Genomic DNA, 14,932 nt, shown 5'->3' with positions numbered 1-14,932 from the left:
CACCGGTGCACGACCTAGGGAAGACCAGGGGTCAACACCGAGTTCACCCAACCGGCAACTATGAACTGGCAACTAATAACTGACAACTAATAACTGACAACTCTCACCCTACCCAAGGCCTGCCCGCCTTCAGCACCCGCCGCCCACCTAGGGCACACGGGCTGAGCGGGCGGGCCTTCGGTTTTGAAGCGAAAAATTGGCCCCGACCAACAGCCATTTCGGGGCCGGTACCGTTAGAAGCAAAGCGCCGCCGGCGCCCCCTGTTCCGACCAATCGGCCACTCTAGCCGCTTTTACTCATGCCTTCACGTTTGCTTTCACATTGCGGCGGCGCCGTTGCGGTGCTGCTGCTAGCCGCTGCTTCGGCCCAGGCCCAGATTACGCCGCCGGGGCAGGTGTACCCGCGCCCTTTGCCGGCCAAGCCCGACTCTACCACCGACGAGCAGGAGTTTGCCACGCCCTCGGTGGTGGGCATGGGCCCGAGCAAGGGCGTAATATTCCACTACGAGCGCATGCCGCGCTTCCGGGCCGAATCGAGCGCCCAGGTAGTGGGCCTGCGCGACTACGCCACCGACGCCGAGAAGAACGCACGGCTCATCATCAAGGGCTACATCCCGATGCTCAACAACCCGCACCTGAAGATGATTTTGGGCGTGAACTACGAGCGCGAGGAATTCCAGTTCCGGAGCCCGCCCACCGAGTACGAGCTCTACGACAACATCGAGGATAAAGGCCTGAAGACGCTGGGCGCCCAGCTGGCCGTGATTCGGCCGGTAAACGAGGTGAACTGGTACATCTTCCGGGTGAAGGGTGAGCTGAGCGGCGACTACACCTCCTCGGCCCTGTCGTTGCGCGACTACCTGCGGGTGTCGTCGGAGTTTTTGTACGGCTGGAAGCGCAGCCCCTCGTTTTCGTGGGGCGTGGGGGTGCAGCTGGGCTACACTTTTGGCCGCCAGAGCGTGTACCCGGCCGTGCTCTACAACCGCACCTTCAACCCGCGCCTGGGTATCGAGGCCTTGTTTCCGGCCCGCGTAACCATGCGCTACAATGCTTCGCCCAACTCTATCTTCTTCGCGGGCTACACCGTCGATGGCTTCAACTACATCATCAAGCTGCGTACGCCGCTAAGCCGCCGGGCCAGCGACGGGCAGCCCGACCCCAACACCCGCGCCCTGCGCACCCTGGAGCTGCGCGAAACCGAAGTAAAATTCCGCGGCCGGTGGGAGCGGGCCATCTTCGATTTTCTGTGGCTGGGCGCCGAAGCCGGCTACCGCTACAACTACGCCTTCGACGCCTTCGACCGCACCAACTCCGACCGCCTCAAAATCATCGACTCGAAGTTTGCCGGTGCGCCCTACGGCAGCCTGGAGCTGTTTATTACCCCGGCCATCGTAAAAGCCTTCGGCCGCCAGCCCTAGGTGCCGGTGTAGCACGCAGTAGCGCGGACTTTGGCTACGCCGACCTTCGGTTGTAGTCCGCGTCCCAGGGTAGTAATTTCTGGACTTAGGGAAATGTAGCGCGGGCTTCAGCCCGCGTTTGCCAGCACGACTACCATTGAACGGCAAACGCCCCAATGATTTCGTTCACGCAAACGCGGGCTGAAGCCCGCGCTACACGCGCTTCCGCCCTAGGTCAGAAATTACTATCCGGGGACGCGGGCTAAAGCCCGCGCTACACTTCCCTAGGTTACTTGCGCCGCTTTTTGCGCAGGTACTCGTAGGTGGCAAACTGCGCCCGCACGGGTTTATCGTGGGTGGCGCCGCGCAGCAGCTCGTTCTGCCAATCGCGCGACTTGGTATTGTCCTGCCGCTGCAAATCGAGCAGGTGGCGCACCTCTTCCCTGATTTCGGGGTCGTAAACGGGGAACACGACTTCCACGCGGCGGTCGAGGTTGCGCGTCATCCAGTCCGACGACGCGATGTATACCTTCTCCTGGCCGCCGTTGGCGAATACGTACACCCGCGCGTGCTCCAGGTAGCGGTCAACGATGCCGCGCTGCGTGATGTTGTCGCTTTGGCCGGCTTGCCCCGGCACCAGGCACGAAATGCCCCGGATGAGCAGCTCCACGCGCACGCCGGCCTGGCTGGCGGCGTACAGCTTCCGGATCATCTCCTCGTCTTGCAGCGCGTTCAGCTTCAGAATTATGTAGGCTTCCTGGCCCGCTTCGGCGTTGCTGATTTCGGCGTCGATTAGCTGGTGCAGGCGCTGCCGCAGCTCAAACGGCGCTACCAGCAGGTGCTCGAAGGCCGCCGGAGCTTTGTGGTTGCGGAAGAAATCGAACAGGCGCGCCGCCTCGGTGGTAAGCCGGGCATCGGCCGTAAACAAGCCGTGGTCGGCGTACACCTGCGAGGTAGCCTCGTTGAAGTTGCCGGTGCTCAGGTAGGCGTACTGGCGCGGGTGGCCGGCTTCCTGCCGCGTAATCAGCAGCAGCTTGGCGTGCACCTTCAGCTCGGGCGCCCCGTAGATTACGGTAGCGCCGGCCCGCTCCAGCTTTTCGGCCCAACGAATATTCGATTCTTCATCGAAGCGCGCCTTTAGCTCCACCACCACCGTTACGCGCTTGCCGTGTTGGGCGGCTTTCAGCAGGGCTTTGGCCACGGCGCTTTTGTCGGCCACGCGGTAAAGCGTAATGGATACGTCGGTTACGTCGGGGTCTTTGGCGGCCTCGCGCAGCAGCCGCGTTACGTAGTCGAACGACTGGTACGGGAAGTGAATGAGGTGGTCGCGGCGGGCAATGGCCGCCAGCAGCGAGTCGTCTTTGCGCGGCAGCGTGGGGTGGGGCAGCGTGGGCTGCGGCACGTACTGCAGCTCCTTCAGCCCAAACCCCGGAAACCCGAAAAAGTCGCGGAAGTTGTGGTAGCGGCTGCCCTCCACCAGCTCCTCGCGCCCGATGCCCGTTTTCTGCATAATGGCGCGCAGCACCGGCTTGGGCATGGCGGGGTCGAAGAGCAGGCGGGCCGGGTAGCCGGTTTCGCGCTTTTTCAGGCTGCTCTTGATTTTGGCCAGCACGTTGTCGGATACTTCTTCCTGAATATCCAGCTCGGCATCGCGCGAAATCTTGATGCTGTGCACCTCCACGGCGCGGTACTTCGGAAACAGCTCGGCCGCGCAAGTGCGGATTACGTCGTCCAGAAACATCACGTAGCGCTCCTCGCCGCGGGCGGGCAGCTCCACAAACCGCCCGCCGTGGCGCTTGGTGGGCAGCTCCATCACCAGCACGCGCTCCTCGTCTTCGGCTTTTTTGCCTTTGGCGGGCTGCGTGAGGTACAGCGTGAGGTACACGGTCTGGTCTTTCAAGAACAGGTAGTGCAGGTTGTCGTCGAGCACCATGGGCGAAAGCAAATCCTGCACCCGCTCGCGGAAGTAGTGGTGCACCCAGTGGCGCTGCTCGTCGTCGAGGTCGCGCTCCGTAATCAGGTGAATGTGGTGGCGGTGCAGCTCGGGCAGCAGCTGCTCCCGAAAGGTGGCCCCAAACTGCTCTTGCTGCCGGCGTACCTCCTCCAGCACCTGCTGCAGCTGCTCGGTGGGGTCGTCGCCCAGCTTCGCGCGGGTTTTGCGCTTAAGCTTTTGCAGGCGGCGCAGCGTGGCCACACGCACCTTAAAGTACTCGTCGAGGTTGGAGGAGAAGATGGCCAGAAACTTCAGGCGCTCCAGCAGCGGCACATCGGGGCATTGGGCCTCCTGCAGCACCCGCGCATTAAAGGTGAGCCAGCTTAGCTCGCGGTTGTGCAGGGTAGGTTCGGCGGGCGGTGGGGTAGAGGAAGCAGGGTGCGGCATGGCAGAAGATCGATGCGTGAATGCACGACGCCGGAAACGGGCGAACGAGTAAGGCAGCAGCGTGGCCGCTTCGCTCAGGCGCTCATTTACCTGGTCAGCGGTTCACTCATCGTGGTGGTTCTTGGGGTAATCGAAGAAATAGAACTCGGAGTTGGTGCGGTGCGCCTCGGCCCAGTGGTCGGTATGAAAGTGCAGGCACACCACGGCGGCCGTGGGCATGTCGTTCACGCTGTGCGCCGACAGCCTGTTTACCGTGTCGGTGAGGGTAGGGTTGTGGCCCACCAGCAGCACGCTCCGGGCCTCGTCGGGCAGCTCCGCAATAATGTCGAGCAGGCGGTCGGCGTTGGCTTCGTAAATGCCGGGTATCACCTGAATGCCATCGGGCGGGTAGTTCAGCTCCTTGGCCACCAGGGCGGCGGTGCTCAGGGCGCGCACGGCCGGGCTGCTGACCAGCAAATCGGGCCGGATGTTGCGCGTGGCCAGTGCCTGCCCCATTTGCGGGGCATCGGCCCGGCCCCGGCCGTTGAGGGGGCGTTCTTTGTCGCTCAGCCCGTCGAAGTTCCAACTCGACTTGGCGTGGCGCATCAGGTACAGGGTTTTCATCTGAAATGCAGGAGCTTCGGGGGGTGCAACTCTGCTTTACTGCTGCCCCGGCAAAATAGTTATCGGAAGCACCTAGGGTTAGCGCGGCAGTAAGTGCAACAGGCGCTCGGCTGGTTTTCTGACTGTCATGCCGAGCCCCGCCGAGGCATCTGGCGTGCTGACGTCCGATAGCATACACTCCCCCTCTCTTCGGGAGAGGGGGCCGGGGGGTGAGGTCCTGACGTGAGAAGGTCCTTGGCTACGCCTTCCTTCGGTTCGCTCACGCTCAGGATGACAATACTATCCGGCGAGATGTCTCGACGGGGCTCGACATGACGTTCAAACGAAGCGGCAGAGATGCTTGGCTTACGCCTTCCTTCGCTTCGACAAGCGGACGCCAGATGAAGCAGGACGCCCTTTCCGCTCACTTTCCACACATCCCCCTAGGTGCCAGGCACGAAAAAGCCCGCTTCACCTAGGGCGAAGCGGGCTGATCGGTTATCGGGGGAGGGGAGCAACCTAGGCGGTTGCCCCAGGTTACTGCTTCACGAAGCGCTGGTGCACCACGGTGCCACCGTCCTGCACGCGCAGGGTGTACACACCGGCCGGCAGGCTTTGTACCTGCAGCATGCCCGAGCCATCGTAGCGCACTTGTTTCATGGCCGCGCCGCGTACGTCGAGCACTTCTACCTGCACGTTGGCGGGGCTGTGTTCGGCGGGCAGCACCAGGTTCAGCACGTCGGCAGCCGGGTTCGGGAACAGCTTGTAGTCGGCAGCAGTAGCCGCGCTGGGGGCCGAGGTACGCAGGCCGCCCGTGATGTTGACGGTGTAGTCCTCGGTTTCGCCGTAGCTGTAGGTGTTGCAGCTGGTGGTGGCCGAGTTGTCGCTCATCACCACGCGCAGGCGGGTGGCGCCGCTTTTGGCCGTGGTGGGCACCGTAAAGCTGGCGCTCAGGGTAGAGCTGCTGCTGCTCGAGCGGCTGGCTACCAGTTCGCCCGAGTCGGTGAAGTCGCCGTCCTGGTTGTAGTCGATGTAGATCTTCCAGTACTCGGTGTAAGCCGAGCCGCTGAAACCGGCTGAGTAGTAGATGGTTTGCGTAGAGCCGGCTGCCACCGAGGTGCTCAGGGCCGTGCCGTTGTAGTAACCTGCGTTGGCACCCGACGAGCGGTTGATCGAGCCGAGCTGTACCAGGTCAACCCACTCGTAGCCTACGCTGTTGCCCTTGGAGGCGCAGTACGTGGGCGTGGTGGGAGTAGGCGTGGTGCCGGGGGCCGTGCCGCCGGTAGAGGTGAGCAGCGAAGCACGCGCACCACCGGTAGCAAACAGCGCGTTCATGCGCGACGACTGGCCCGTGCTGAACATGTACATGCAGGCGTCGTCGGTGTAGTCCATGTAGTTCATGAACATGTCGCCGTTCGGGCCGTTCGAGCACGAAGCCTTCGGGAAGGTGGGGCAGCCGTAGTTCTGGCCACCCTGGTTGGGCGTGTCCGAAACGTTGTCGGTGCCGGTGCAGGCGCCGTTGTCGTCGCCCCAAATGTGGTTCAGGTTCAGCCAGTGGCCTACTTCGTGCGTGCCGGTGCGGCCCAGGTTAAACGGCGCGGTGGCCGAGCCGCCCTTGCCGAAAGCCGTCGTCAGGATTACCACGCCATCGGTAGCAGCCGGGCCACCGGGGAACTGCGCGTAGCCCAGCACGCCGCCCGACAGGTTGCACACCCACAGGTTCAGGTACTTGCCAGCGGGCCAGGCATTGAGGCCGCCCGTGGTCGTGCTCTTCATCTGGTCGTCGGTGCCCCACGAGGTTTTCGTGGTTTGCTTGCGCTGGATGCCCGTGGTGGGGTTGCCGTTGGGGTCTTGCTTGGCGAGCGTAAACTGAATACCGGCGTCGGCGGCCAGGCCTGCAAATGCAGCCGGCACTTTCGATACGTCGGCGTTCAGCTTACGGAAGTCCTCGTTCAGCACCGCAATCTGCGACTGAATCTGGGCATCCGAAATGTTCTGGGCGGTGGTGTTGTACAACACGTGCACCACCACCGGAATGGTTACCGTAACGGCAGTGCCGCGTTGGGCCGTGGTTTGCGGGCGGGCCGCAAACGCCTCCGTTTGGGCCTCGATAGCGGCCCGGCGCTGCGCCAGCGTGGGGTCGGCGGCTAGTTGAGCGGCCAGGTTTTCCATGGTAGCGCACTGACGAACCGGCGTCGTCTGTGCTTTTGCTCCCGATGCGAATAGGCCCAGGCAGGCCAGTGCAGCGTAAAGGGTTTTCTTCATGAAAAAGGGGTTTGGTTGTGGAGAAAGAGGGGCAGAGAAATAAGAGAATCGAAAATTAGGGCCGACAATTATGAAATTTGACTAGACAAACGCAACTGTTTGTTGTCAAATTTTTAAAATTGACAAAAACCGGCCCCCGGGCAGCTTACCGACGAGGTTTTACAGATGCAATCCTGTATTTTTGCTGGCGAAAGTTGAGAATTGCACTTAGCAAAGTATTTGTTTTACTTTGTTATTTTACCTGTAAATCAGTCGTTTGCTTTGCCAGCGCGGCTGCGCAGGATCATTTTCTGATGGCTTAACGCCACGTAAGAGCCCGCCCTGAGTTCAGGACGGGCTCTTGTGTTTTGTGCCGGTTGTGGGCTTGCGCTTACTCCTTCACGAAGCTTTGCTGCGTTACCTGCTGGCCATCGGCGATGGTTACGCGGTACAGGCCTTTGTTCAGGCCCTCTACGTTTACCTGGCCGGTGGTGGCGTCGAAACGGGCACCGCGCATTACCTGGCCGTGGATGTCGTACACGGTAACGGTGGCGCGCTCAGAGGTGCGCACGCCGATGTTCAGCACGTCGGTGGCCGGGTTGGGGTACACCGAGGTTTTGGTTACGCCGGCCGTGGTGCTGGCCGCAGCCATTGCCGCGCGCGGACCGCCGGTGGCAAATACAGCCTCCATGCGGGCTGCCTGGCCCGCCGTAAACATGTACATGCACTTGTCGTAGGTGTAGTCCATGTAGTTCATCGACATATCACCCTGGTTGTTGCAGGTGATTTTGGGGAAAGCCGGGCAGCCGCCGTTGCTGGTTTGCTGCGTGGGCGTATCGCCTACAAAGTCGTTGCCGCAGGTGGCATCGCCCCAAATGTGGCGCAGGTTCAGCCAGTGGCCCACCTCGTGGGTAGCGGTGCGCCCTAGGTTGTAGTTGGCCGCCGTACCGCCGGGCAACGACGAGAACAGCACCACCACGCCATCGGTAGCGGGGGCGCCGCCAGGGAACTGGGCGTAGCCCAGCAGGCCGCCGCCCAGGTTGCACACCCACAGGTTCAGGTACTTATCGGGCGAAACCGGGTCGCTGCCGCCGCGCTTCGTAATCTTCACGGCATCGTTGCTGCTGAACGAGGTAGTGCGGGTTTGGCGGCGCACTACCTGCTGCAGCGAAAAGCGCACGTTCACGGCCGAGGCCACGCCGGCGTACAGGCTGGGCGTCAGGCTGGCATCGGCGTTGGTTTTGCCGAAGTCCTGGTTCAGTACCGCAATCTGGTTGGCAATTGCCTGGTCCGATACGTTTTGGGCAGCCGTGTTGTATACCACGTGCACTACCACCGGAATGGTGATGGGCGTGGTGGCGGTGGTGCGGCGGCCGGCGGCATTGGCCACGAAGGAGCGCGTATGGGCTTCGATATTGGCCATGCGCTGGCCCAGCGAAGGGTCGGCGGCCATTTGGGCGGCCAGCACGTCCATCGAGGCGCACGAGCGTTCCGGCAGTTCGTCGGCGCCGCCGCGCACTACGGGCTGGCGCACTTCTTTATCGCGGGTGCCTTGCGCAGCAGCCGTCAACGAGGTCCCGAAAGCCAAGCCCATCAGGGCAATTGCGTAGAGGGTTTTCTTCATAAACAGGTGTTTTGTTTGGGGAAGTGAGAAAGTAGGCTATCAATAGACGAGTATTTTACACCAATGCAAAGAATAGGTTAAGAAATTTTTAATTAGAAAAATAGGATATAACTGTTTTATAGATGGTTAAACTTTTTTGGCGAGTGTTAAAATGTTTAACACCCCGCCACGCGGCAGCTCGCCCTAGGTGCCGGGCCAAAACAAACGAGCCGCTGCCCCAGGGCAGCGGCTCGTGCACAAGCCTGATAGTAAGACTATTCGGTTTCGGCCGTGTACGCCGATAAGTCGGCGAAGGGCGGGTGGCCGGGGTACTGCTGCTCGTACAGGGTGCGCACGTGGCGGGCCACCATGTCGCGCAGCTCGTCGATGTTGACGCGCTCCTGCGCCGACACGAAGATGACCGGATCGTGCAGGCGGGCCATGTAGGAGCTGCGCAGCTGCTCCAGCGTGGGGCGCTGCTGGTGCTCCTCGCGCGTTACCACGTCCTCGTCGTGGTCGGGCTCTACGTCGTGCAGGTGCTGGGCCAGGTCCACATCGGTGCTGTACTGGTCGATCTTGTTGAACACCAGAATCGTGCGCTTGTCCACAGCGCCAATGTCCTTGAGCGTGTCGTTGACGACCTGAATGTGCTCCTCGAACATGGGGTGCGAAATATCCACCACGTGCAGCAGCAAATCGGCTTCGCGAATCTCGTCGAGCGTCGATTTAAAGCTCTCGATCAGGCGCGTGGGCAGCTTCCGGATAAACCCAACGGTGTCGGACAGCAGAAACGGCACGTTCTCGAGCACCACCTTGCGCACCGTCGAGTCGACGGTGGCGAACAGCTTGTTTTCGGCAAACACGTCGGCGCGGCTCAGCAGGTTCATCAGGGTGCTTTTGCCCACGTTGGTGTAGCCCACCAGGGCCACGCGCACAATGCCGGTGCGCGCCTTGCGCTGCGTCTGGCTTTGCTTATCAAAGTCCTTGAGCTGCTCCTTCAGCAAGGAAATCCGGTCGCGCACCACGCGGCGGTCGGTTTCAATTTCCCGTTCGCCGGGGCCGCGCATGCCCACGCCGCCGCGCTGGCGCTCCAAGTGCGTCCAGAGGCCCGTGAGGCGGGGCAGCAGGTACTGGTACTGAGCCAGCTCAACCTGGGTGCGGGCGGTAGCGGTTTTGGCGCGCAGCGCGAAGATGTCCAGAATCAGCAGCGTGCGGTCGAGGATTTTCACCTTCAGCTCCTTTTCCAGGTTGCGCAGCTGCGAGGGCGAGAGGTCGTCGTCGAAGATGACGGTGGTGGCGCCGGCGTGCTGCACGTAGGCCCGGATTTCTTCGAGCTTGCCCGAGCCCACAAACGTGCGGATGTCGGGCTTTTCGAGCTTTTGCACGAAGCGCTTGATGGGTACGGTGCCGGCGGTTTCCGTCAGAAACGCCAACTCGTCGAGCGACTCGGTAATGATGGCGTCGTCTTCGCGCTTATCGGGTACGGCCACCAGCACGGCTTTCTCGGCCTCCAGGGCGGTTTCGTAAGTGGCGGTTTTGTTGCCTTTGGCCAGAATACGGCCCGCCCGTCCCTTCACCGAGTCGGTGGCGCCGGGGTGGCGGGTGCTGTTTTGGCGGCGTTTGGAAGAGGGGTTGCCCATAAAAGGTTGCGGGTTCGGGAGTGCAGGAAAAGCGGAAGCCCGCCGCGCGGCAGGCTCCGGCCCTAGGTATACGGCAACGGCCGCCGCGCGGGCGGCCCTAGGTGCCGCGGGGCTAGCGCAAGGTAAGGGAGTAGGCCACCACCTGCGAAATCTGCTCGGGCGTGAGCTGGCCCTTGAAGCTGGGCATCTTGCCCAGGCCGTGGGTTACGATGTACTCGCGGCCCGTTTGGTTGAGGTTGCTTCGGGTCAGGTCGCGGGCGCCGTTGAGGCCCAGCTTGCCGTTTTCGCCGTGGCAGAGGGCGCAGTTTTGCAGAAACAGGGTTTTGCCGGCGTCGGCCAGGGCAGTTTCGGCGGGTGCCGCCGCGGCGGGCGCGGGCGGGCCGGCGGCCTCGGGGCTGCCGGCTGCCGGCGGGGTGTTGTCGGAGCAGGCACCTAGGGCGGCCAGGGCCAGCAGCCCCGCCGCGCCGCGCAGGCGCCGGGTGTGGGCAGCAGCAAACAATGCAAAACGGGCAGCCCGGGGCAGGCGGGTGGGGTGGGTAGGCATACGCAGCGGGGTGAGTTGGCGAAAATACGGAAACCGGCGCGGGGTGCAGGTTTTTCGGTGCGGAATGCCGTCACAAACCGGGTCTTGTCAGGCATGCCCTGCAAGTAATCGGGCAATGGCAAGCGTATGGCCATCAGGTACGTATTGTTGAGCTGTTTGTGCAAAGCGCAGCCAAAACCGGCCGAATTGGATGTCACACCGCGCGCGCTTTCTTCCTTGCTTGGAGGGGCCTGGGCGTGGCAGGTTTGCGGCTGCTTACGGCCAAGCTACCCGCAAACGCCGCCATACCCTTAAAGTTGCCCATGCGCACGACTTCCTTTCGCTTATCCCTGGCGCTGCTGGCCGGCGCCGCCGCGGCCCGCGCCCAGGCCCCCGACTCCAGCGCCGCCCGCCCGCCCCGCCACGAGCTGGGCCTGACGGCCGCGCCCCGGCTCGACAAGTTTTTCACCGGCAACCGCAGCCTGCCCGTGGGCCTGCTCTACAAGCGCCGGCTCGGCGCCGGGCGGCGCTACCTGCGCCTGGGCGCGGCGGGCAGCTACCAGCGCGCGCGCCGCGACGACCCGTACTGGCCCACCGTCAACGACGACTTCGACTACCGCACCGCTGCCCTGGAGCTGAGCGCGGGCCTGGAGTGGGCGCGCCCGCTGGGCCGCCGCTGGCAGGCGGCCGCCGGGGCCGACGCGGGGGCCGGCTACCGGCGCGAGCACCGCTACCGCCTCAGCTTCAACACGGGCAACACCGGCATCCGCGACGCCAGCGGCAACCCCGTGCCCGTGTACGAACAAGAGGAATTTACTTTCACTAACCGCACGGCCTTTCTGCGGCCTTTCGCCGCCCTGCGCTTTTACTTCGCCCCCTGGCTCTACGCCAGCGCCGAAGCGGCTGTGGTGGGTTCCTACACCAGTTTTCGGACAGACGGCAGCGCTAAAAGAGTAAGGACGGATACCAATGAGGCGTATATACAGACTATCAACGGCAACCCTCTTTACCGGCAGAACACTTGGGATTTTCACTTGCAACTGCTCCGTCAGGTGACGGTGCATTATTGCTTCGGCAGGTAACCTTTAATCCTTGCCGCAACCGGCGCAAGCTTGGCACGAGCCTAACCCGCGCCCGCCCATAGCCCGGAGGTTATAATCCCAGGCCCCGCCCCGGCGGCAACCCGGCGCCGCGCCCTGCGTTTCAGGGCCACCGCTCAAGCCCAAACTGCCTACCTTTGCAAACCGGCGCCCCCTAGCGCCGGCTTTTTTATGCGTGTTGCCATCGTTATCAATACCAGCTGGAATATCTGGAACTTCCGGCGCAACCTGGTGCGGGCCCTGCAGGCGGCCGGCCACGAGGTGCTGGCCATAGCCCCGCCCGACGCCTACTCCGCCCGGCTCGAAACCGAGCTGGGCTGCCGCTACGTGCCCATTGCCATGGAAAACAAGGGCACCAACCCCCTGAAAGACGCCCTGCTCACCAAGCGTTTCTACGACATCTACCGCCGCGAGCGGCCCGATGTGGTGCTGCAGTACACCATCAAGCCCAATATTTACGGCACGCTGGCGGCCCGGCTGGCGGGCGTACCCAGCGTGAACAACGTATCGGGCCTGGGCACGGTGTTCATCGTGAAGAACCTCGTGAGCAAGGTGGCCCTGGGGCTGTACCGCTTCGCGTTTCGGTTTCCGAAGCGCGTGTTTTTCCAGAACGACGACGACCGGCAGCTGTTTCTGCAGCACGGGCTGGTGCGCCAGGAAATAACCGATTTGCTGCCCGGTTCCGGCATCGATGTGGATAAGTACCGGCCCGACGCCGCCGCGCCTGTGCGCCACGAGCCGTTTGTGTTTCTGATGATTGCCCGCGTGCTCTACGAGAAGGGCGTGGAGGAGTACTTCGAGGCCGCCCGGCAGGTGCGCGCGCAAGTGCCCGGTACCCGCTTTCAGCTGCTGGGTGGCATCGACGAGTCGGGGGGCGTGGGCGTAAAGCGGGCCGTGCTGGAGCAGTGGCTGCAGGCCGGCCACGTGGAGTACCTCGGCACCTCCGACGACGTGCCCGCCCACATCCGGCAGGCTGATTGCGTGGTGCTGCCCTCGTACCGCGAAGGCACCCCCAAAACCCTGCTCGAAGCCGCCGCCATGGGCAAGCCCCTGGTTACTACCGATGTGCCCGGCTGCCGCGAAACCGTGGTGGACGGCCGCAACGGCTACCTCTGCCAGGTGCGCTCGGCCGACGACCTAGGGGCCAAGATGCTGCAGGTGCTGCGCCTGCCCGATGCCGAGCTGCGCCGCATGGGCGAGGCCTCGCGCCAGCTGGCCGAGCAGAAATTCGACGAGCGCATCGTACTTCAGAAATACCTTAACATAGTAAACGAAGTGGGCCTGCGGCGCCAAGGCGCGCGGCAAACTGCCTAACTTGCCGCTGCGTACGTACGAGCCCCTGTATTTACCGACTCCTGTATTCTGCCCCCGATGGAAGTAATTAAGCACCCGCTGGCTGGCGTGGTCGAGCTTGTTCCGCGTGTTTTCGGCGATGCCCGCGGCGCCTTTTTCGAATCGTTTAGCGCCCGTTTGCTGGCCGAAAAAGCCGGTATTCAGGAAGATTGGGTGCAGGACAACCAGTCGTCGTCGGCGGCGGGGGTGCTGCGCGGGCTGCATTTTCAGCGCCCTCCGTATGCCCAGGCCAAGCTGGTGCGCGTAGCCAAAGGCCGCGCCCTCGATGTGGTGGTGGATATCCGCCGCGACTCGCCTACCTACGGCCAGCACACCAAGGTGCTGCTCGATGCCCAGCGGGCCAACATGCTGTACGTGCCCACGGGCTTCGCGCACGGCTTTCTGGCTCTCGAAGACGATACCATTTTCCTCTACAAGTGCTCGAACTACTACCACCCCGCCGCCGAAGGCGGGCTGATGTGGAACGACCCGCAGCTAGGCATTGACTGGGGGGTAGAAAACCCTGGTATTTCGCCCAAAGACGAGGTGCACCCGCTACTGGCCAATTTCGACTCGCCGTTTTAATGTAGCGCTGAGCGGCACTCGGCGCCGGCGCCTCCAGCGCTAATCCGGGGCCGCGTCTATATCGCCTAAAAAAAGCACCCTAACGACCACGCCCGCACGAAACCGTGCGGGCGTGGTCGTTGGGATTATGGCTAAGCGGCGCGGTTCCGGATGGCCGCCGCGCCACTCAGCGCTACAGCAGCCCCATCAGGGTTTCGAGGCCCATGCCGCGCGAGCCTTTTACCAGTATCTGGCGGCCGGCCGGCGGGTTTTGGCCCAGCCACTCGGCGGCTTCGGCTTTGGTAGCGAAGTGGCGGAAACCGGGGCGCACGGCGTGCTGCATGTCGTGGCCCACCAGCAGCACAGTGCCGAACGACTGCTGGGCCAGCAGCTCACCTAGGGCGCGGTGCTCGGTTTCGCTTTCGGGCCCCAGCTCGAACATATCGCCCAGCAGGGCTACTTTGTGGGTGGCCTCGCCGGGGCGTGCGGCCAGGCTGGCAATGGCGGCGGCCATGCTGCTGGGGTTGGCGTTGTAAGCGTCCAGAATTACCTCGTTGCGCCGCTCGGTACGCACCAGCTGCGAGCGGTTGTTGGTGGGGTCGTAGGCGGCGAGGGCGGCGGCAATATCGGCCGAGGGCACGCCAAAGTGCGCGCCCACGGCGGCAGCGGCGGCCAGATTCAGGAAGTTGTAAGCCCCGGTAATGGCGGCTTCCACGGGCGTGCCGTCGAACAAGCGCATGCTTACGTGGGGAGCGGCGGCCAGCAGCTCGGCCGGGTAGGTGTCGGTGGGGCCGGGGTACGTAATGCGGTTGGCCACGGGCGCGCCTAGCTCGGGCAAGCGGGCATCGGCGGTGTTCACGAACACGGTGCCGCCGCGCGCCCCTAAGTACCGAAACAGCTCGCTTTTGCCCTTGGCCACGCCCTCCAGGCCGCCGAAGCCCTCGAGGTGGGCTTTGCCGATGTTGGTGATGAGGCCGTGCGTGGGCTCGGCGTACTGGCAGTAACTATCGATTTCGCCCTGGTGGTTGGCGCCCATTTCTACCACGGCCAAATCGTGCGCTTCGGGCCGGATGGTGAGCAGCGTAAGCGGCACGCCGATGTGGTTGTTGAGGTTGCCGCGCGTGTACTGCACGCGGTAGCGGCGGCTGAGCACGGCGTGCAGCAGCTCCTTGGTAGTGGTTTTGCCGTTTGAGCCGGTAATGGCCACCACGGGCATGCTGCCCAGCTGGCGGCGGTGGTGCAGGGCCAATTGCTGCAGGGCCAGCAGGGTATCGGGGGCGTAGCAATAACGCTCGGGGTTGGTGGCGGCCAGGGCGGCATCATCAACCACGGCAAACAAGGCGCCTTTTTCGAGGGCCTGCGGGGCAAAGGCGGCGCCCCGGAACGAGGGGCCGTTCAGGGCAAAAAACAAGGTGCCATCTTGCGGCTGGCGCGTGTCGGTGCTCACGGCACGGCACTGCTGAAAGCGGGCGTAAAGGTCGGAGATGGCAGAAAGCGACATACGGCAGGATTAAACGTAGCGGGGCGAAGAACCCCGGCAGCAAATTTTGTTATTTGTTTGTGCTCGT

At 63.2% G+C, this 14,932-nt stretch carries 11 protein-coding genes; 4 read left to right on the top strand and 7 right to left on the bottom strand.

Features of this window, described 5'->3' with window-relative positions; genetic code table 11:
* The first annotated feature begins 298 nt into the window (after positions 1-298).
* Positions 299-1,417 carry a hypothetical protein gene (locus OIS50_RS12565; protein ID WP_264690982.1) on the top strand — a complete coding sequence of 373 codons (1,119 nt, stop codon included), beginning with the start codon at positions 299-301 and terminating at the stop codon, positions 1,415-1,417.
* A 268-nt stretch (positions 1,418-1,685) separates the two neighbouring features.
* Here the strand turns inward: OIS50_RS12565 and ppk1 are convergent, their stop codons facing one another.
* The 6 genes from ppk1 to OIS50_RS12530 all read right to left on the bottom strand — a co-directional run bounded on the left by ppk1 (position 1,686) and on the right by OIS50_RS12530 (position 10,389).
* Positions 1,686-3,776, bottom strand: coding sequence for a polyphosphate kinase 1 (ppk1, locus tag OIS50_RS12560; RefSeq protein WP_264690981.1), 2,091 nt, complete (start codon positions 3,774-3,776; stop codon positions 1,686-1,688).
* Positions 3,777-3,878: 102 nt separating this feature from the next.
* Positions 3,879-4,379 (bottom strand): SixA phosphatase family protein, encoded by a 501-nt coding sequence (locus OIS50_RS12555; RefSeq protein ID WP_264690980.1) that lies wholly within the window; start codon positions 4,377-4,379, stop codon positions 3,879-3,881.
* A gap of 516 nt (positions 4,380-4,895) precedes the next feature.
* Complete coding sequence (locus OIS50_RS12545; protein ID WP_319805294.1) at positions 4,896-6,623, bottom strand: GEVED domain-containing protein; 1,728 nt, start codon at positions 6,621-6,623, stop codon at positions 4,896-4,898.
* Positions 6,624-6,993: 370 nt separating this feature from the next.
* A complete protein-coding gene (locus OIS50_RS12540) occupies positions 6,994-8,226 on the bottom strand; it encodes a M43 family zinc metalloprotease (protein ID WP_264690979.1) in 1,233 nt (410 codons plus the stop codon).
* A gap of 254 nt (positions 8,227-8,480) precedes the next feature.
* The gene (gene hflX, locus OIS50_RS12535; RefSeq protein ID WP_264690978.1) at positions 8,481-9,845 is read right to left on the bottom strand and encodes a GTPase HflX; all 1,365 of its coding nucleotides are present in this window, start codon (positions 9,843-9,845) and stop codon (positions 8,481-8,483) included.
* 112 nt (positions 9,846-9,957) lie between these two features.
* Positions 9,958-10,389, bottom strand: coding sequence for a c-type cytochrome (locus tag OIS50_RS12530; protein ID WP_264690977.1), 432 nt, complete (start codon positions 10,387-10,389; stop codon positions 9,958-9,960).
* 302 nt (positions 10,390-10,691) lie between these two features.
* Between OIS50_RS12530 and OIS50_RS12525 the strand changes: the two genes are divergently transcribed.
* The 3 genes from OIS50_RS12525 (at position 10,692) to rfbC (ending at position 13,385) form a co-directional block, all read left to right on the top strand.
* Positions 10,692-11,450: a hypothetical protein gene (locus tag OIS50_RS12525; RefSeq protein WP_264690976.1), complete on the top strand. Its 759-nt coding sequence runs from the start codon at positions 10,692-10,694 to the stop codon at positions 11,448-11,450.
* Between the two features lie 189 nt (positions 11,451-11,639).
* Complete coding sequence (locus tag OIS50_RS12520) at positions 11,640-12,782, top strand: glycosyltransferase family 4 protein (RefSeq protein ID WP_264690975.1); 1,143 nt, start codon at positions 11,640-11,642, stop codon at positions 12,780-12,782.
* Positions 12,783-12,839: 57 nt separating this feature from the next.
* Positions 12,840-13,385, top strand: a complete 546-nt coding sequence (gene rfbC, locus OIS50_RS12515) for a dTDP-4-dehydrorhamnose 3,5-epimerase (protein ID WP_264690974.1) — start codon at positions 12,840-12,842, stop codon at positions 13,383-13,385.
* Between the two features lie 172 nt (positions 13,386-13,557).
* Here the strand turns inward: rfbC and OIS50_RS12510 are convergent, their stop codons facing one another.
* Positions 13,558-14,865 carry a UDP-N-acetylmuramoyl-tripeptide--D-alanyl-D-alanine ligase gene (locus OIS50_RS12510; protein WP_264690973.1) on the bottom strand — a complete coding sequence of 436 codons (1,308 nt, stop codon included), beginning with the start codon at positions 14,863-14,865 and terminating at the stop codon, positions 13,558-13,560.
* Between the last annotated feature and the right edge of the window lie 67 nt (positions 14,866-14,932).

This window comes from Hymenobacter sp. YIM 151858-1 (assembly GCF_025979705.1).
GTDB lineage: Bacteria > Bacteroidota > Bacteroidia > Cytophagales > Hymenobacteraceae > Solirubrum.
Note: the sequence above shows the minus strand (reverse complement) of the source record. Positions and strands in the feature narration are given on the sequence as shown.